The organism is Mucilaginibacter sp. P19 (assembly GCF_050632265.1).
GTDB lineage: Bacteria > Bacteroidota > Bacteroidia > Sphingobacteriales > Sphingobacteriaceae > Mucilaginibacter > Mucilaginibacter gossypii.
The window spans coordinates 80,107-98,262 of record NZ_CP192586.1 but is presented as its reverse complement, the minus strand read 5'-3'; the positions used below and the strand labels follow the sequence as shown (position 1 = coordinate 98,262).

The following is an 18,156-nucleotide window of genomic DNA, read 5'->3' as shown; positions in this document are numbered from 1 at the left end:
TCGCCCGTCATCGCTTTGTACCTTAAAGCAATGACGGGCGATTATTAAGTGTGGGTTTACCCAATAAAATGATATAAAAACACAACTTCGCCGGTAAAAGCCGGTTTGCGCTGGTCTTTTATTTCGAGTTCGATGGCCATGGTGGATTTCGTTGTGCCACGAAGGTTAAGCAAGCTGGTCAGCTTTACCTTTAACCGTACTTCATTATCAACCAGCACCGGCTGTGCAAAACGAAGGTTTTCGATACCGTAATTAATTTCCATTTTCAGGTTTTCGATCTTTACGATCTCTTTCCATAGGTGAGGGATAAGTGAAAGTGTAAGGTAGCCATGTGCAATGGTTGACTTAAACGGGCTTTCAGTTTTTGCCCTTTCCGGGTCGGTATGGATCCATTGGTGATCGAGGGTTGCATCGGCAAATTTGTTGATCTGCTCCTGCGTAATGGTGTGCCATGATGATACGCCAAGGTCGTTGCCAACCTGCTGTTCAAACTCCTGAAAACTGCTGATTACAATCATATTGGTTTATTGATAGTTAGGTTTTTTTAATATTGAAGCCGCAAAGGTATTAAATTATAGTGTTTATTCGCCCAGTAATGCCTTTAAGCTTTCCAGTGTGTCTGCTTCTTCTTTTGGTTTGTCATGCCGCCACCTCAATATCCGCGGGAACCGCAATGCTATGCCCGATTTATGACGGGTGGACTTATTGATACCCTCAAAACCTATTTCAAACACCAACTCGGGCTTTACGGTACGTACGGGACCAAATTTTTCGATGGTATTGCGTTTTACAAAATAGTCGACCTTATTGATCTCCGCATCGGTAAGCCCCGAATAAGCCTTGGCAAAAGGCACCAGCTTGTCGCCATCCCAAACGGCAAAAGTATAATCTGTATACAGGTCGGCCCGGCGGCCATGACCTTTTTGGGCATAGATCATCACAGCATCCACCGATAGCGGATCGATCTTCCATTTCCACCAATCGCCCCTGCGGCGGCCTACCTGGTAGGCCGCGCTTTTGCGTTTCAGCATGATCCCCTCGGCTATCATAGCGCGCGACTGTTCCCTGATACTTCCAAGCTGCTCCCAGCTTTCAAACTGAATCAGCGATGAAATACGGAACACTTCGGAATATCGTGTCTCTGTTTGTAACTGTTCCAAAATTTCCCGTCTTTCAGTTTGGGATTTATAGCGGATATCTTCACCTTTATGTTCCAGGCAATCATAAGCAATAACGGCTACAGGGCTTTCTTCCAGAATTTTTTTGCTGAGATTTTTTCTGCCGATACGCGTTTGCAGCACGTTAAACGGCATAGGCAAGCCATTTTGGAAACTGAGGATCTCGCCGTCAATCACCGTACCATCGGGGAGGGCATTTAAAAAGAGATGCAGCTCAGGAAACTTCTCAGTAGCCAGATCTTCGCCACGGCTCCAGATAAAAATCTCGCCGCCGCGCTTTATCATTTGCGCACGGATCCCATCCCACTTCCACTCGGCCTGCCAGTCGGATGCATCACCGAGGGCGATCCCTACTTCAGCAGGAGTTTTTTGTTTTTCGGACGTTTCCTGGATAGGATAGGCCAGGAAAAAGGATAAGGCCGGGAGATATTAGCTTCGGCATCCTGCTCCGCCATCAATTGCGAAAACTGATAAGTTTCGGGCAGCCAGCTCCCCATAATGCGATGGGTAAGTACTGCGGGTTCGAGTCCGGAAATATCCGCCAGCGCCTTGATTACCAAATTTTGTGATACGCCAACCCTGAAACTGCCGGTTAGCAGTTTATTAAACACAAAGCGTTCCTGGCTATCCAGCATGGCCCATGAATCCATCAGCCATTCTTTTTTTCGCTCTTCAGTTTTATCGTTAAGGGCATTAATCTCGGCTATCCATTCGGTAAGCGTTTTGCTGCTGCTTGCGTCACTTTGAGGCATAAGTAATGCCATAGTTTCTGCCAAATCTCCCACTACATGATAGCTTTCCTCAAAAAGCCAGGCAGGAATGTGTGATGCCTCGATGGCCCAGTTTCGTACCAGCGTTGAATTGATCTGCCGCTTTGCCCGGCGACCGGTAAACAAAGCAAGCATGTGCATTTTATCGGTATCGGGCACTGTATTAAAATAGTCTTTTAATACTTTAACCTTTTCGTTGGTTTTATTGGTTCTCGTCAAGCGAAAGAAAGAGTTGGGCGAAGGCTTTCATGAATCGGCCCCTCCAACCTCACTTAAATCCTCTCCAAAGGAGAGGACTTCCTTTTCTGGTTCTCCGGCGCTTGGAGCCTCCCCTTCGGGGAGGTTGGAGGGGTCTTCTTCGCCTCCATACAAAGTATGCACCTCATGTGCATTAAAACCAATCTCATTTAAATATCTCGAAAACGTGGCTGTGTATCCATGGGTAAGGTAAACGCACTCACAATCCGTAGCGTCAATAGCGCTAATGAGACCATCCCAATCGGCATGGTCAGAAAGCACAAAACCCCTGTCGGCAGCGCGACGGCGTTTAGCCCCGCGGATGGCCATCCAACCCGAACAATAACCAAAACTATACGGCTGAAACTTACGCATCCAGGGCGTACCTACTGATGAGGGTGGCGCTATGATGATGCCTTTCCTAACTTCTTCTTTTGAGCTTTCCTGCGTAATTCTTTCGGTTGGGTTTAACAACACGCCATTGCGACGAAGGGCTTCATTGGTATTTTCGATAACACCATGAGTATAAATCTTTCCATTAAACAAATCGAGGTTTTGCAATATACGTTGTGCTTTTCCTAAAGAATAACCCACCAATACGGTGGCCAGTCCGTTATCAAGGTTATTACGCCACCAGCTATTAATCTCGTTAAAGGTTTGTACCTGCGGTTTCCATTGGTAAACCGGCATCCCAAAAGTACACTCTGAAATAAAGTGATGGCATTTAACCGGCTCAAACGGAGTAGAGATCCCATCATCTTCTACCTTGTAATCGCCGGATACTACCCAAACCTCGCCTTTGTATTCAACCCGGATCTGCGCTGAGCCGATCACGTGGCCTGCCGGGAAGAGTGACACAGTAACACCATTCTTGTGTACTATTTCACCATACTCAACCGTTTGCAGGTTGATTTCGCCTAAACGGTACAATAAAACCTCGCGCGAAAGATGATGGGCAAGGTAATGTTTATGCCCCCAATAAGCATGATCGGCATGGGCGTGGGTTATTACAGCATCATCAACCGGCTTCCATGGATCGATATAAAATTTGCCCTGCGCGCAGTAAATCCCTCTATCTGTAAATTCAAGCAGCGGTTTTTTAGCCATGTTATATAAACTACTGATAAGCAAATTGGTTTGCCCCCGGGGGCCCTAAAGGGGGAGCATCCCAAAAACAAAAAAAATGTCATTTCGATAGAGCAAGGGCAGACTTGAGCGGCGGGGCGAAAGAGAAATCTTATACGCCATGCAGGCCGCTATGCATGGCGTAAGATTTCTCCTCCCCCTTCACACATTTTCCACAACCGGTCTCGTCGAAATGACATTTTCTTTTGAAGCTTACGTTGTTGGTTATTTAAACCACAACTTCGCCTGCTTTTCATCTACCTGCAATCTCACTTCTCGCCCTAATACCAAACTGTTATTATCGGGGATATGCCCTGCCGGGAAATCGAAACATACCGGGTAGTTATATTCTTTAACAATCTCCATCACTATTTGGGACACAGTTTGGCCAAACGGTATGTCATTATCTTTGATATCGGTAAAGCCGCCTACTACCAAACCTGCGAGTTTTTTTAGTTTACCTGCCCTGTCCAACATCCGCAGCATTCTATCTACCGAGTACAAATACTCACCTACGTCCTCTATAAACAGAACCTTATTGTTATAATCCAGATCGGACACCGACCCTGCAGCAGCTACCAGCAACGATAAATTACCGCCTACAATGGTACCTTTGGCTTTGCCTGGTTTATTAACATCATGTGTTGTAAATTCATAATTTAATTCCTCGCCAAACAAGGCTCTTCGTAAAGTATCGATCGAATGTTTGGACGCATCGGGAATGTTAACCGGCATTTGCCCGTGAATGGTTTGCACCCCATAATTAGTAAACAAGTGGGTATGTAATAGCGTTATATCGCTAAAGCCGATAAGCCATTTGGGATTTTGTACAAAACGGCTAAAGTCAACCTTGTCAATCATCCTCACGGTTCCATAGCCCCCACGGGCGGCAATGATGGCTTTGATACTGTCATCGTCAATAAAACGCTGCATATCGGCTGCCCTAAAATCATCATCGCCGGCAAATTGATGAAATGAGGCGTCTACAGTATCTCCCAAAACAACTTCCAGTCCCCAGCTCTGCAGAAGCGCGATAGCATCTGTCATGGGGTTGGGCAGTTTTTTGGCAGGGCAGGTGATGGCTATTTTGTCGCCTTTTTTGAGGTATGAGGGTTGAGTTTGAACCATGATTTTAAAGATTGAACGATTACCTTGATAATAAGAGAAAAAATCAGGAAATCCTTAAATCATGAGCATCATGGTTCAGGCATTTTTCCCACTTAAATCAATTATCTTTGCACACTATTTACCAAGGCGATATTTAATGTCACAACTCAACAAATATAAACGATTCACCATTACATCGGCCCTGCCTTATGCCAACGGCCCCTTACATATCGGTCACCTTGCCGGTGCTTACCTGCCGGCAGATATTTTTGTGCGGTATTTAAGGTTGAAAAAGAAGGACGTGGTGTACATATGCGGCTCGGATGAGCACGGTGCTGCTATTACCATCAAAGCCAAAAAAGAAGATACTACCCCGCAAGCCATTATCGATAAATACCACAAACAGATAAAAGATAGTTTTGAAGAGTTCGGTATCGCATTTGATATTTATCACCGTACCTCGTCGCCTATTCATCATGAGCTAAGCCAGGAGTTTTTCCTGAACCTATATGAAAAGGACGAGTTTATTGAAAAATTCTCCGATCAGTATTTTGACGAAGATTATCAGCAGTTTCTGGCCGACCGTTATATCATCGGAACCTGCCCTAATTGCGGTAACGAAAATGCCTACGGCGACCAGTGCGAGCGCTGCGGCACCTCCCTTAGCCCTACCGACCTCATTAACCCGATCTCGACCCTAAGTGGCAAAACGCCCGTGCTTAAATCAACCAAACACTGGTACCTCCCTTTGGATAAATACCAGCCATGGCTGGAGCAATGGATAGATGCCAAAGAAGGCAGCTGGAAAGTGAATGTTTTTGGCCAGTGCAAATCATGGCTAAAATCGGGCCTGCAGCCGCGCTCCATGACCCGCGACCTTGACTGGGGCATTGACGTACCGCTGGCCGAGGCTAAAGGCAAAAAGCTTTATGTGTGGATGGATGCGCCTATCGGTTATATTTCGGCCACCAAGCAATGGGCTATTGATAACAAAAAAGACTGGAAGCTATACTGGAAAAAACAGGCCGATGAGCAGGATGATGCTTGCTTATTGCATTTTATCGGTAAGGATAATATCGTATTCCATTGTATTATTTTTCCATCTATACTGCACGCGCACGGCGAATATATTTTGCCGCAAAACGTACCAGCCAACGAGTTTCTGAATTTAGAAGGCGATAAACTTTCCACTTCGCGTAACCACGCGGTTTGGCTGCATGAGTACCTGGAAGAGTTCCCGGGCAAACAGGACGAATTACGCTATGTGCTAACCTCCATCCTACCCGAAACCAGCGACAGCGAGTTTACCTGGAAAGATTACCAGGCCCGGGTAAATAACGAGCTGGTAGCCATATTAGGTAACTTTGTGAACCGGGTAATGATATTGATGCATAAATTTTACGACGGTAAAATTGAGGCTGATACTGAAAAGATAGAATTTACCGACGCAACCCTGAGCACTGGCATTGGCGAATATTATGATGAGATAGAAAAGAACCTTGAAGCTTACCGCTACCGCCAGGCTTTGCAGGCTGTAATGGATATGGCCCGCTTAGGTAACCGTTACCTAACCGAAAAAGAGCCGTGGAAAACCATTAAAACAGAGCCTGCCGCTGCTAAAGAAGCGCTGCACAATTGTTTGGTGCTGATTGGTCACCTCGCTACCGTGGCGCAGGCCTTTTTACCCGCTACAGCTAAAAGGATCATTACTATGCTTAACCTGCCTAATGAGCCGATAGCTTATGACCAGGAAATGTATTTTAACAACGGTCACCAGTTGAACCCGGCTGCGCTGTTGTTTGAAAAGGTAGAGGACGATGTGATAGAAGCCCAGCTTAAAAAGCTATCAGATAAGAAAGCCGCTGCGGTTCCGCCAAAATCGGCCGATGTGTTACCTGCAAAGGAAAATGTTAACTACGAAACCTTTGCTACCATGGATATCCGTACAGGTACCATTTTAGCTGCCGAAAAGGTTGCCAAAACCAAAAAGCTGCTGAAGCTGACCATTGATACAGGAATTGACGAGCGCACCGTAGTATCCGGCATTGCCGAATATTATGAGCCGGAAAACATCATAGGCCAAAAAGTAAGCATACTGGTAAACCTGGAGCCGAGGGAGATCAAAGGTATTGTATCGCAAGGCATGATCCTGATGGCCGAAAACAGCGAAGGCAAGCTGAGCTTTGTTGCCCCTACTGAAGATTTCCACAATGGCGCAGTAATCCGTTAAATGTGCAGATTTAAGATGCGAAGATGCGCAAATGAGCTGTTTTTAAATTTTGAATTTTAGGGTGTGATTTTTCATCGAAAAATTGCACCTTTGCAAACTAAATAAAAGATCGGTCTTTTTTGAGGCTGATTTTTAAACGGTCCCGTAGTTCAACGGATAGAATAGGAGTTTCCTAAACTCTAGATATGAGTTCGATTCTCGTCGGGACCACATCCTAAGACAAAAGCCTTTAGACGGAAGTCTCAAGGCTTTTGTCGTTATTGGAACGTTAAAGTAGTTCGGTGATAACACCGAAAGCGAGAAAAAATAATATGAGAAGCTTTAGATGAAAATTCAAAAGCTTTCGTAATTCTTACTGAATAAATTAACTTTAGTTTCATGAAACCGATTCTTATCATTGGCTTATTGACACTTGCTTTATTGTTTTCAGGCGTCACTAATACTTTTTTAAAACAAGCTTCACCGAAAAAGAAATACTTACTCAGTTGGATCTTGCCTTTAAAGGTATTCCGAGCGAATATTACCCGGCTGGGAAGAAAGATGATATTAAATACAATTTCTTTTTTGACCTTGAACATGGCTATTTTGCTACAGCGGGTAATCGTATCCATCTTTATGCGGATGCAAGTCGTTGGGCAATTGTTTTTGAAAAAAACGGTTACGCAAACCGTGGTGGTGATGCCGAGATCGAATTGGACTATATAGGAAACTGCATTAATTATCCTATAGATAAGTACCCTGAACGGAATTATATTACCAATGCAAGTCGTATAATATTAATTATTGGAGAAGAATACGAGCGAATACAAAACAAAAGCGGGTCGGAAATGGAACAGTTCGAGTTAGTTGATCCAAACGCTAACTATGTTATTGTGAGAGGTCATAAGGTTAAGATTGAACACATTGAAAAAAATATACTCATTTTGGGATTAAGCCAAGGGCCTTCGATAACCCGAAGCGCCTAATAAATTTTGAGGGGTTAGTACGATACTTTAGCGAAACTCACCCCTTAATTATGAATGCAACCGAATACGATATCAAAGCGCATTTGCCAAGTGACCTGCCTGAAATATCGATTATAGATAAGTTTCATTTTGAGAGTGTTTATCAAAAACACATTTTGCCAAGTAACCAGGAAACCTATCAGTTGATTGCAAAAGTGCTTGTAACTGGAAATCCTGGTTTTTGGAAACCGAAAAACAAACCAAACAACCATTGGTCAAACTGGGAGTCGGGGAATTTATGATAGCTCCCTTACATTGCTTTTAAAACTTTCGTTAAGTATTCAACTCACGTATCGACTACTCAAAACAATATTGTAAAAGGAAAGCCTGCAAATAATTGCAGGCTTTCCTTTTACAGCAAAAATGCACTAATTTTTACCCCTGCTCAATCTGCTTCAAGCTATCCATTTTCTTATAAGCTAAAAATCCTTTAATATCCTCAAAATGTTCACGAACACGCTTATTTCCGAACTCAAATACCTTTTTCACCAGCCCGTCAAGGAAATCCCTGTCGTGAGATACGAGGATAAGCGTTCCGTCGAAATCTCTTAGGGCATCTTTGATGATATCCTTGGTTCTCATATCCAAGTGGTTGGTTGGCTCATCCAGGATCAATACGTTTACAGGTTCCAGCAACAGTTTGATCATTGCTAAACGTGTTTTCTCACCGCCCGAAAGTACCTTAACCTTTTTGGTAGTATCATCGCCGCTGAACATAAATGCACCCAAAAGATCTTTGATCTTTACTGTGCCATCGCTTAAGGGAATCTGGTCGATAGTATCAAACACGGTCAAATTCTCGTCTAACAAAGCTGCTTGGTTTTGGGCAAAGTAGCCGATCTTGGCGTTGTGACCTACTTTTAAGGAACCTTCAAAATCAATCTCGCCCATGATAGCTTTAATCATGGTCGATTTGCCTTCTCCGTTTTTACCAACAAAAGCCACTTTTTCGCCCCGCTCAATCACCATTGCTGCCTTTTGGAACACCACATGATCGCCATAGGTTTTTGTCAGGTCTTCAACCATTACCGGGTACTGACCGGAACGTGGCGATGGCGGAAATTTCAATCGCAAGGCAGATGTATCTACTTCATCTATCTCAATAACCTCAAGCTTTTCGAGCATTTTTACGCGGGATTGTACCTGCAAAGTTTTGGAGTACGTGCCTCTGAACCGGTCAATAAATTCCTGGTTATCGGCTATAAAACGCTGTTGTTCTTCGTATGCTTTTAATTGATGTACCCGGCGGTCAGCACGCAACTGGAGGTAATGGGTGTACTTGGCTTTGTAATCGTAGATCCTGCCCATGGTAACCTCGATGGTACGGTTGGTGATGTTATCAACAAATGTACGATCGTGGGAGATAACCATCACCGCCTTTGCCGAGTTTACCAGGAAATCTTCCAGCCATTGTATACTCTCAATATCCATGTGGTTGGTAGGCTCATCCAGCAAGATCAAATCCGGTTTCTTCAACAGGATTTTGGCCAGCTCGATACGCATACGCCAGCCGCCCGAGAACTCGGAAGTTTGGCGGGTAAAATCCTTGCGTTCAAAACCTAAACCCTTCAATACCTTTTCTACCTCCGCATCATAATTCACCTCCTCCTGCGAATAAAATTTTTCGCTCAGCTCCGATACCCGCTCAATCAGCTTCATGTAGTCGTCACTGTCGTAATCGGTACGAATATTAAGTTGCTCATTCACTTCGTCCAGCTCTTTCTGCATCTGATTAGCCTCGTCAAAAGCTTTCATCGTTTCCTCAAAAACGGTAACGTTATCCTGGGTAAGCAAGTGCTGCGGCAAATACGCTATTACCGCGTCTTTAGGGCCGGTTACATTGCCGGTCGTAGGTTTGGCCGCACCGGCGATGATCTTGAGGATGGTCGACTTGCCTGCGCCATTCTTACCCATCAGGGCTATCTTATCGTTCTCATTGATAGAGAAGGTTACGTCGCTAAATAAGGTGGTTCCGCCAAATGAAACGGAGATGTTGTTGACATTGATCACTGTATGGTAATATTGAATTTTGCGCAAAGATAAGTGAAAGACATAGAATTATGGCAGGAACTATGAAGAGGCTATCGAACCGCGTTTGCCTATACCGATGTTGAAGATTTGCAATCCACCTATATCAAAAAAATAAATAGCAAATAGCCTAATTTAGGAAACACTGCAAGCTATGAGCTTAGAAATATCCTCACTGAGGCCAAATTTCAACTAAAAAGCCTTTAATCTGAAGATCAAAGGCTTTTTACAAGATATAGGTTAACGGTGCGGAGATCATCTAACCATCCGCTGAATCTCCGCTGTTTCCTTTTAATAGTAAACCAGGGTTACTGGGTAATATTCACCGTTCCCATATCAGTGACGGTGCCGTTTGTTACCGAAATGTTAGTTACTGTTTTGATGGCATAGGGGCTAACCGGCACAAATTTCACCTGGTAACTGCCTGCTGCGAGGCCAGGAAAATAATATTTACCGGTGGCATCTGTAGTTGAGCCAATGGTGTCGGCACCTGTAATAGCATATACCTTTGGTGAGGATGCGGCCGGGCTAACTACACCGGTCAGTGCACCCGAAGCGGCAGTAGCAATTGCGCGGATCACTGGTTTGAGGATGTACTTGCCGTTACCGGTAAGTACAACGGATTGTGCGGCGTCGAAGTCCAAACGCATAGTGTAAGCGATACCGGCGGTAAGCTTATCATGAACGTTCAGCTTCACGCCGGAGGTCTGGCCACTTGGCGTAGTCAGGTCATATGATACTCCGGCTACAATCACACGGTTACCGCTGTCGTTCAACACCAGGCGCACCTGCTGAATAGTCCCTGCGGGGATATCCTGATCGGCCAGCACAGTATCACGGCCCGAACGGAAACGCAGGATATCAACCGCGCCTCCATCCACATTGAGCGTTTGTTCACCCTTGTCGGTTACAATGATCACACTTTTGATATTAAGGATTACGGCATCAAAAGCACCGGGGGCATCGGTCATCTTCACGGTCACGTGGGCGGTACTCCCGTTATTGGTACTATCCTTTTTACAGGAAAAGAGCATAAGGCTTAGGGCTGCAGTAAATAAAAATAGCTTTTTCATGATTTAAAAAGTTTGTTTATTGAGGGAACAAATCCGCCTATTTTTTGTGTCAATGTGACGATGAATGAGGTAATTGTGTCGACGAATAGCCGCGGAATGGTTTTTCGCCGATGCATTATTCCCTTTTGCCGCAAACCCTGCTCAAATCAGTCGTACCTTCATTCGTAGCGGTACTCCAAATACTGATATCATTTTAAGCAATAAAGGCACGGCTAATAGCACAATTCATTATTTCGAAGAAATTATCATGCCTTGCCTCCATTTGGCCCGAACAGAAAAAGGTATAATCAATTAACATAAATACATTCTTCACAATTATCAATCCCCCTTTCTTTTTAAATTAAATACCTGTATTTTAGATAATTAATTTCTCCCGCCCGGGTAGAATTCGCCGAAAGGCATCACCAGTTTTAAACCGATAATTACTAAAAAAATGGAACAGCAACCTAACCAGCCATCACCCGAAAACATTATGAAAATTGGCACAGGGTTTTGGGCCTCAAAAATCCTTTTAACCGCCGTAAGTTTTCAATTGTTCACCCGGCTTGCCGAAAAGAAAACCATGAAAGCCAACGATATCAAAAACATTTTAGGGCTTAAATGTACCGACAGGAATGTTTACGATTTTTTAGATGCGTTAACCATTTTTGGTTTTTTAAAGCGTGAAGGTATTTTGGATACGGCTATTTATTCTAATTCTCTCGACACAGATACATTTTTAGATAAAAACAAGCCATCATATATTGGCGGCATCCTTGAAATGATGAATAATCGTTTATATACATTTTGGGGTAGCCTGGGCGAAGGATTGCTTACCGGGCTTCCGCAAAACGAAATAAAAAAAGCGAGGATTTTTTTGGCTTAATATATTCAGATCCTGAAAAATTGAAAGGGTTTATTAATGCAATGAGTGGCATTCAAATGGGGAACTTTATGGCCTTTGCTCAAAAATTTGATTTTACCCAATATAAAACACTGATTGATGTAGGCGGTTCGGCCGGGCTACTTTCATTGATGGTTGCCAGGCATAATGCCCATATGCGTTGCACCAGTTTTGACCTTCCGCCGGTTGAGCCTGTCGCAAACGCAACTATACAGCAATTCGGGCTATCCGACCAGGTAAAAACAGCAAGCGGCAACTTCTTCACTATGCCGATACCCAATGCTGATGTTGTTGTAATGGGAAATATCCTGCATGATTGGGACGAGGAAAATAAAATATCATTAATGAAAAAAGCTTATGACGCGCTCCCCGCCAACGGAGCATTTGTAGCTATCGAAAACATAATAGATAGCGAGCGAAAACAAAATGTTTTTGGAATGATGATGAGCTTGAATATGCTTATTGAAACAGGTACCGGATTTGATTACACATTTGCCGACTTTAACAGATGGGCAAATATTGCCGGGTTTAAATCAACTTCAATTATTCCATTAACCGGGCCATCAAGCGCGGCAATTGCATACAAATAGATCATGGGTTCGATATTACTGAGAGGAAAAGAAATACAGGCAAAAAGTTCGAACCTAATTAAAAAATAGCACGGCTGGCACCTCCGTCTACCTGTATGGTTGTCCCGCTGATGTATGCCGCCTGGGCAGATGAAAGGAATGCTACCAGGGCTGCAAACTCTTCCGGCTTACCAATGCGTTTGAGTGGAATGCTTTTAGCTTTTTCCTTAATTGCCTCTTCGGGGTCCACGTCCTGGGGCAGTGTGTGCCTGATCCGATCTGTCAAAATAAGGCCCGGCGCAATGTTATTGACGGTAATTCCATAAACGCCTAATTCTGTCGGCAAGCATTTTGGCCGTACCAACTACGCCCATACGCATCGCGGTAGACAGCACCGAGTTGGTCAATACAGACTTGACCGAACCGCTAACGATATTGATAATACGGCCGCTGCCTGCCTTTTTCATGAACGGTAATACCAACCGGGATGTACGAACAAAACTCAGCAAGTTTTGTTCATAAGCCTGTTGCCATTGTGTGTCGTCAAAGCTCTCAAACTTCCCGAACGGTGGCCCGCCGGCATTATTAACCAATATATCTATCCGTCCGTATATGCTGCCCGCCCCATTTATAAACGAAGTCAATTGCTCGCTATTGCTAACGTCTACCGGGAAGCAGGACACTTCATTGCCCGTCTTTGAGCTGATGTCTTCTGCGGCCTCGTTAAGTTCTGCCGCGTTCCGGGAACCGATGATGACTTTCGCGCCTTCTGCTGATAAAGCCATTGCCGAGGCTTTTCCTAATCCTTTACTTGCAGCCAGCACTACAGCTACCTTTTGATCTAATCCGAGGTTCATAAGCAAATCTTTTAAGAAGCAAATGTCCTGAATTTTTAACTATAAGACCTGCTGTTCTAAAAAATTGACGATTAGCCCACAGTCAAACAACTATTCAGTTTTTTTGCGAAAGATTACAAATACTCCATGTGGTTATTACTTTGATTTGGGGCTGATTTTTCTTTCACCTGTTTGCCCTGCTCAGTTTCCTTCTAAACCTTGAAGCCAGGGATTCCAATTCGCGTTTCTCAATGTCTTCGGGCCTATGAAACTGGGATAAAACAAGGGCCCTTGAAAGTTGAATAGTGCCGTTGGTGGTTTTTACAAGAACGTTGTCTCCGCGTTCTGAATGATTTTTATAATTTCCGATTTGAGGATCGATACCGGCAAGGCGCATCAATAATTCAACTATAGCATAGAGCGGCAGTTTGTTCTTCGACATACATTTTGCTTATGTTGTTTAATACTAAGTTAAGTATATTTTAACAATTAATAAATAATACCCCTTCTCTGGCCTTGCAAGGCTTGGTGTGACAAGGCCGGCCAAACAAAAATTTATAGCCTAAAACTATCTTCATTCTTTATTATCATATATCATAAATTTACCTCTATGAAAAAACTAACCTTTTTAACCTTATTTGCCCTGCTCAGCAAATTTGGTTTCGCACAAAATTTAAACAGTATGCAATGGTACAGTAAACCTCAAAAATCATTAATAGAAGGCAGTACGCTGCACATGACCGTTGACCCCGCAACCGATTACTGGCGGATAACACATTATGGCTTTATCAGGGATAACGGTCCATTTTATTTTACCGAACAGGAAGGCGATTTTGAAGCCAGCGTAAAAATTACCGGGGCCTACAAAGAGCTGTTTCACCAGGCCGGGTTAATGGTAAGGATAGATAACAAAAACTGGATAAAAACCGGAATTGAATATGTTGACGGCGTACAAAACGTAAGCGCTGTAGTTACCCGCGAAGTTTCGGACTGGTCTGTAGTGCCGAGGCATGACAGCCCCAAATCGGTTTGGCTGAAACTGCTGCGCAAAGGCGATTTCGTAGAAATCAAATATTCGTTCGATGGTGAAAAATATGATATGCTCCGCCTGGCTTACTTTCCGCCCAATGTAAAAGCGATGATTGGCATGGTTGCGGCAGCACCGGGTAAACAAAGCTTTGATGTAAAGTTTGAAGATTTTAAAGTACAGAAGATCAGCAAGTAATTTTGCCGGAAGATGGATAGAGCTACGCCTTTGAACTGGAGTTTGAAGGCTTTTTTATTTTAAAAGTATTATGGTAGAAAGAGGAAGAATATCGCTTTCATTACATTTCCACCATTTTTATTATTTTTGCCCCGGTAACCAACCATTCCCTTTATGTGATAAATAATTTCTTTCAGGACAGATAAACAGCGCCGTTACCACAACGCATGCTGTAATTATTCACGCTTTAAAGAAAGAAATTATGCTTATTCTGCACGATATCACTTATATACACCCTAACCGTGATCTTTTATTTGCCGGTATAGATCTCGTAGTCAATAAAAACGATAAAATTGCCCTGATAGGCAACAACGGTACCGGGAAATCAACCCTGCTTAAAATATTAGCCGGAAACTTACAACCCGCAAGCGGCGTAGTAAAAACTACTTCAAAGCCATATTATGTGCCCCAGATTTTTGGACAGTACAATGCGTTTAGCGTTGCCGAAGCCCTGCAAATAGCCGATAAACTAAATGCCGTAAAGCAGATCCTTGAAGGCAATGTTACCGACGAAAATATGACCCTGCTCAATGACGACTGGGCTATTGAGGAACGCTGCCAGGAAGCGTTTATATATTGGCAGCTTACGGATATTGATCTTTCGCAAAAAATGGGCACGCTTAGCGGCGGGCAAAAAACAAAAGTATTTTTAGCAGGCATCGCCATTCATCGCCCCGAAATAGTTTTGCTGGATGAGCCGAGCAACCATTTGGATAATTCAAGCAGGGAGCTGTTGTATAATTATATCCAATCAACCAATAATACGCTGGTGGTGGTTAGTCACGACCGTACCTTACTCAACTTACTTAATACGGTTTGCGAACTTAGCAAGCGGGGCATAACCGTTTACGGCGGAAACTACGATTTTTATGCCGAACAAAAAATGGCGGAGAGCGATGCCCTGAACCAGGATGTAAGAAACAGGGAAAAAGCGCTCCGCAAGGCTAAGGACACAGAAAGGGAATCGATTGAACGGCAGCAAAAGCTGGATGCCCGCGGTAAAAAGAAACAGGAAAAAGCCGGCGTGCCAACCATCATGATGAAAACACTTAAAAACAGCGCCGAAAAAAGCACCTCGAAGATGAAGGGTGTCCATGCCGAAAAAACTGATGCCATCGCACAGGAACTAAGCCGGCTGCGTACACGGTTGCCGGATATTGATAAAATGAAGATGGGTTTTGACAATTCGGCACTACATAAAGGGAAGGTACTGATTACCGCTAAGGACCTCAACTTTGGATACGGAGATCAGCAGCTCTGGAAGTCGCCGTTAAGTTTTCAAATCGCCAGCGGCGAAAGGCTGGTGATCAAAGGGGCAAACGGTTCGGGCAAAACAACGCTGATAAAGATGTTGTTGGGCTCACTGAAACCACAATCGGGCACAATAGAACGCGCGGCGGTTAAAGCCATTTATATCGACCAGGATTATTCACTCATCAATAACAAGCTCAGTGTTTATGAACAGGCAGAAGAATATAATTCGGGCGTATTGCAAGAACACGACATCAAAATTCGCCTCAACAGGTTTTTGTTTACTAAGGAGTATTGGGATAAACCATGCAGCGCACTGAGCGGCGGCGAAAAAATGCGGCTGATGCTCTGTTCATTAACCATCAGCAACCAGGCACCAGATATGATCATCCTGGATGAGCCCACCAATAACCTCGATATTCAAAACATCGAAATTTTAACAGCAGCTATTAACGATTACCGGGGAACGCTCATCGTTGTATCCCACGATGAATATTTTTTAAAGGAGATAAACGTAGAACAGGAGATTTTGATAAGGTAAAAAGATAGAACAAAAGGGGCCACCGTTTGCTTTGCATACAGCTGGCCTCTTTTGTTTTTCATTTATTTAAAACCCCTTCTTCCTTGTGATCCCCGGCTTTCTGCTTTTCCGCTCTGCAGGTTCGGGAACACCTTCTGCTCCGTAGCTGCGGGCCATTTTGGCTATGCGCTCTTCCATGGTCTCGGTAGTCAGTTTTTCCCGGCCAAGACTGTCAACCATGATCGGAAAGGCGAAAGGTGTTGGTCGCTCAATCACTTTCAAAATGATATTTTGTGTTTGGATCCGTTGCAAAGCAGCCCTTAGCCTGAACTCTTCTAATTGAAAGGCTAAAGCCTCGTTATAGGCCTGGCGTACCAGTAAGTTATCCGGCTCATACTCGCTGAAAACTTCAAACAGCAACGAGGTTGATGCCTGCAAATGCTTATTCTTTACCTGCTGACCGGGATAACCCGTGAAAACCAAGCCACCGATATGTGCTATATCCCTGAAACGGCGGCGGGCCATTTCATTGGCGTTTAAACTGTGCTGAATATCATCTATCAGGTTATCTATCGAAAAAAAGCCGGTATCCTCCAGTGCTTCTTCAATAGGTATATCTTCGTCGGTAAGCAATTCAAAGCCGTAATCATTCATGGCGATAGAAAAACTTGCAGGCCTTATTTTACTGATGCGATAGGCCAGCAGCGATGCCATACCTTCGTGAACCAATCGTCCCTCAAAAGGGTAAAACAGCAAGTGGTGCCCCTCTTTTGATTTAAATGACTCGATCAAAAACTCATGGCTTTGCGGCAGGTGCGATAACTGTTGCTGCAAATCAAAAAGCGGCTTCAAAGCTTTAACTTCAACATCTTTTTCGATGCCATGCGCCACCTCATCCAGCTTAAGCCTGAATACAGCCGCCAGTTGCGATGATAACGGCATGCGTCCCCCGTTCCAACTCGGGATGATGCCTTTGGTTGAGTTGGATTTTTTAACGTAGGCTGTCATTTCTTTCACCCGTACAAACTCCAAGCTCCGGCCAGCAAACCAAAAAGTATTACCAGGCCTTAGTTTGGATACAAACGACTCTTCAATAGTACCCAGACTACCGCCGCTTAACCATTTAACACGGATACTCAATTCACTGGTAATGGTACCAATACTAAGCCGGTGCCGCATGGCTACTCTGCGGCTATTTACTTTATACAATCCGTTTTCGACCTCAACTTTTAAAAATTCATCATACTGGGCAAGCGTTTTGCCGCCGCTGGTAATAAAATCAAGTAGCTGACCAAATTCGTTCCTGCTCAGATCAGCAAAGGCATAGGTGGTTTTAACCTCCTTAAACAGTTCATCGGCGTAAAAACCATCAGACACGGCCAGTGTCACCATGTACTGGATTAGCACATCCATGGTAAGCAGCATCGGATCGCGGCTTTCAAAAATCTTATCCTTAATAGCTTCCTTCAGCGCCGCGCCCTCCAATAACTCGAGCGAGTGCGTGGGTACAAAATAAGCCAGAGATGTCGCTCCAGGATGGTGCCCGCTTCGCCCTGCGCGTTGCATAAAACGGGCAACACCTTTGGGACTGCCAACCTGTACAACGGTATCTACAGGGCGAAAATCAACCCCCAGGTCCAAACTTGAGGTGCACACCACCAATTTTAGCGCTTCGGCGTGCAGGGCGGCTTCTACCCAGTTGCGCAGCTCGTTATCCAATGAGCCATGGTGCATAGCCATGATGCCTGCATACTCGGGGTAATTATCCAAAATGGCATGGTACCAGATCTCCGATTGAGAGCGGGTATTGGTAAATATCAGTGTTGTTTTACTTTTGGCAACTATCTCCATCACCTCGGGCAGCAGCTTTAACCCGATATGCCCCGCCCAGGAGTAATTCTCAATATTCTGTGGAATAATAGACCGGATATCCAGCTTCTTCTCCAGGTTAGCGCGTACCATTTTAACCTGTTCCATCGGAAAATCATTTCCTAATAAAACTTCGGCAGCCTGTTCAAGATTGCCAATGGTTGCGGAGATGCCCCAGATTTTCACCGCACCCCAACCCTCCCCGAGGGGGA

Annotated in this window: 16 protein-coding genes, 1 tRNA gene and 1 pseudogene; 7 read left to right on the top strand and 11 right to left on the bottom strand. The window is 44.3% G+C overall.

The features are described from left to right. Window positions 1-56 precede the first annotated feature (56 nt). The 5 genes from ACQ86K_RS00455 to ACQ86K_RS00435 all read right to left on the bottom strand — a co-directional run bounded on the left by ACQ86K_RS00455 (window position 57) and on the right by ACQ86K_RS00435 (window position 4,438). A complete protein-coding gene (locus ACQ86K_RS00455; RefSeq protein WP_090534746.1) occupies window positions 57-518 on the bottom strand; it encodes a MaoC family dehydratase in 462 nt (153 codons plus the stop codon). Window positions 519-581: 63 nt separating this feature from the next. After that, window positions 582-1,571, bottom strand: coding sequence for a cisplatin damage response ATP-dependent DNA ligase (locus ACQ86K_RS00450; RefSeq protein WP_431200765.1), 990 nt, complete (start codon window positions 1,569-1,571; stop codon window positions 582-584). Continuing rightward, complete coding sequence (locus tag ACQ86K_RS00445) at window positions 1,529-2,167, bottom strand: hypothetical protein (protein ID WP_431199542.1); 639 nt, start codon at window positions 2,165-2,167, stop codon at window positions 1,529-1,531. Before ACQ86K_RS00445 ends, ACQ86K_RS00450 begins: the two co-directional genes overlap by 43 nt. Window positions 2,168-2,194: 27 nt before the next feature. Then, window positions 2,195-3,292 carry a ligase-associated DNA damage response exonuclease gene (locus ACQ86K_RS00440; RefSeq protein WP_091173073.1) on the bottom strand — a complete coding sequence of 366 codons (1,098 nt, stop codon included), beginning with the start codon at window positions 3,290-3,292 and terminating at the stop codon, window positions 2,195-2,197. Between the two features lie 243 nt (window positions 3,293-3,535). Continuing rightward, window positions 3,536-4,438, bottom strand: a complete 903-nt coding sequence (locus ACQ86K_RS00435) for a S66 peptidase family protein (protein WP_091173077.1) — start codon at window positions 4,436-4,438, stop codon at window positions 3,536-3,538. A 136-nt stretch (window positions 4,439-4,574) separates the two neighbouring features. Between ACQ86K_RS00435 and metG the strand changes: the two genes are divergently transcribed. From metG to ACQ86K_RS00420, 3 genes and pseudogenes are all read left to right on the top strand, one after another. Continuing rightward, window positions 4,575-6,647 carry a methionine--tRNA ligase gene (metG, locus tag ACQ86K_RS00430; RefSeq protein ID WP_091173080.1) on the top strand — a complete coding sequence of 691 codons (2,073 nt, stop codon included), beginning with the start codon at window positions 4,575-4,577 and terminating at the stop codon, window positions 6,645-6,647. A 138-nt stretch (window positions 6,648-6,785) separates the two neighbouring features. Beyond that, a tRNA-Arg gene (locus tag ACQ86K_RS00425) sits at window positions 6,786-6,857 on the top strand. Between the two features lie 275 nt (window positions 6,858-7,132). After that, a pseudogene (locus ACQ86K_RS00420) lies at window positions 7,133-7,893 on the top strand (DUF7003 family protein). Between the two features lie 133 nt (window positions 7,894-8,026). Here ACQ86K_RS00420 and ACQ86K_RS00415 read toward each other — a convergent pair. Both ACQ86K_RS00415 and ACQ86K_RS00410 read right to left on the bottom strand, forming a co-directional pair. Continuing rightward, a complete protein-coding gene (locus ACQ86K_RS00415; protein WP_091173085.1) occupies window positions 8,027-9,661 on the bottom strand; it encodes an ABC-F family ATP-binding cassette domain-containing protein in 1,635 nt (544 codons plus the stop codon). A 326-nt stretch (window positions 9,662-9,987) separates the two neighbouring features. Continuing rightward, window positions 9,988-10,752 (bottom strand): DUF4382 domain-containing protein, encoded by a 765-nt coding sequence (locus tag ACQ86K_RS00410; protein WP_091173087.1) that lies wholly within the window; start codon window positions 10,750-10,752, stop codon window positions 9,988-9,990. A gap of 433 nt (window positions 10,753-11,185) precedes the next feature. On the opposite strand from ACQ86K_RS00410, the gene ACQ86K_RS00405 reads away from it, so the two are divergent. Both ACQ86K_RS00405 and ACQ86K_RS00400 read left to right on the top strand, forming a co-directional pair. Further along, window positions 11,186-11,617, top strand: coding sequence for a methyltransferase family protein (locus tag ACQ86K_RS00405; protein WP_431199541.1), 432 nt, complete (start codon window positions 11,186-11,188; stop codon window positions 11,615-11,617). Between the two features lie 41 nt (window positions 11,618-11,658). Beyond that, window positions 11,659-12,225 carry a methyltransferase gene (locus ACQ86K_RS00400; RefSeq protein WP_431199540.1) on the top strand — a complete coding sequence of 189 codons (567 nt, stop codon included), beginning with the start codon at window positions 11,659-11,661 and terminating at the stop codon, window positions 12,223-12,225. Between the two features lie 58 nt (window positions 12,226-12,283). Here ACQ86K_RS00400 and ACQ86K_RS00395 read toward each other — a convergent pair whose 3' ends face one another. From ACQ86K_RS00395 to ACQ86K_RS00385, 3 genes are all read right to left on the bottom strand, one after another. Beyond that, a complete protein-coding gene (locus ACQ86K_RS00395) occupies window positions 12,284-12,550 on the bottom strand; it encodes an SDR family oxidoreductase (RefSeq protein ID WP_431199539.1) in 267 nt (88 codons plus the stop codon). After that, entirely contained in the window at window positions 12,510-13,061 is a 552-nt protein-coding gene (locus ACQ86K_RS00390) for an SDR family NAD(P)-dependent oxidoreductase (RefSeq protein WP_431199538.1), read from the bottom strand. Before ACQ86K_RS00390 ends, ACQ86K_RS00395 begins: the two co-directional genes overlap by 41 nt. Window positions 13,062-13,224: 163 nt before the next feature. After that, window positions 13,225-13,482 carry a hypothetical protein gene (locus tag ACQ86K_RS00385; RefSeq protein ID WP_091173095.1) on the bottom strand — a complete coding sequence of 86 codons (258 nt, stop codon included), beginning with the start codon at window positions 13,480-13,482 and terminating at the stop codon, window positions 13,225-13,227. 168 nt (window positions 13,483-13,650) lie between these two features. Between ACQ86K_RS00385 and ACQ86K_RS00380 the strand changes: the two genes are divergently transcribed. Then, a complete protein-coding gene (locus ACQ86K_RS00380; protein WP_091173098.1) occupies window positions 13,651-14,265 on the top strand; it encodes a DUF1349 domain-containing protein in 615 nt (204 codons plus the stop codon). Between the two features lie 241 nt (window positions 14,266-14,506). Next, window positions 14,507-16,096: a ribosomal protection-like ABC-F family protein gene (abc-f, locus tag ACQ86K_RS00375; protein ID WP_091173100.1), complete on the top strand. Its 1,590-nt coding sequence runs from the start codon at window positions 14,507-14,509 to the stop codon at window positions 16,094-16,096. A gap of 66 nt (window positions 16,097-16,162) precedes the next feature. Here the strand turns inward: abc-f and ACQ86K_RS00370 are convergent, their stop codons facing one another. Next, a complete protein-coding gene (locus ACQ86K_RS00370) occupies window positions 16,163-18,130 on the bottom strand; it encodes a ligase-associated DNA damage response DEXH box helicase (RefSeq protein ID WP_431200764.1) in 1,968 nt (655 codons plus the stop codon). Between the last annotated feature and the right edge of the window lie 26 nt (window positions 18,131-18,156).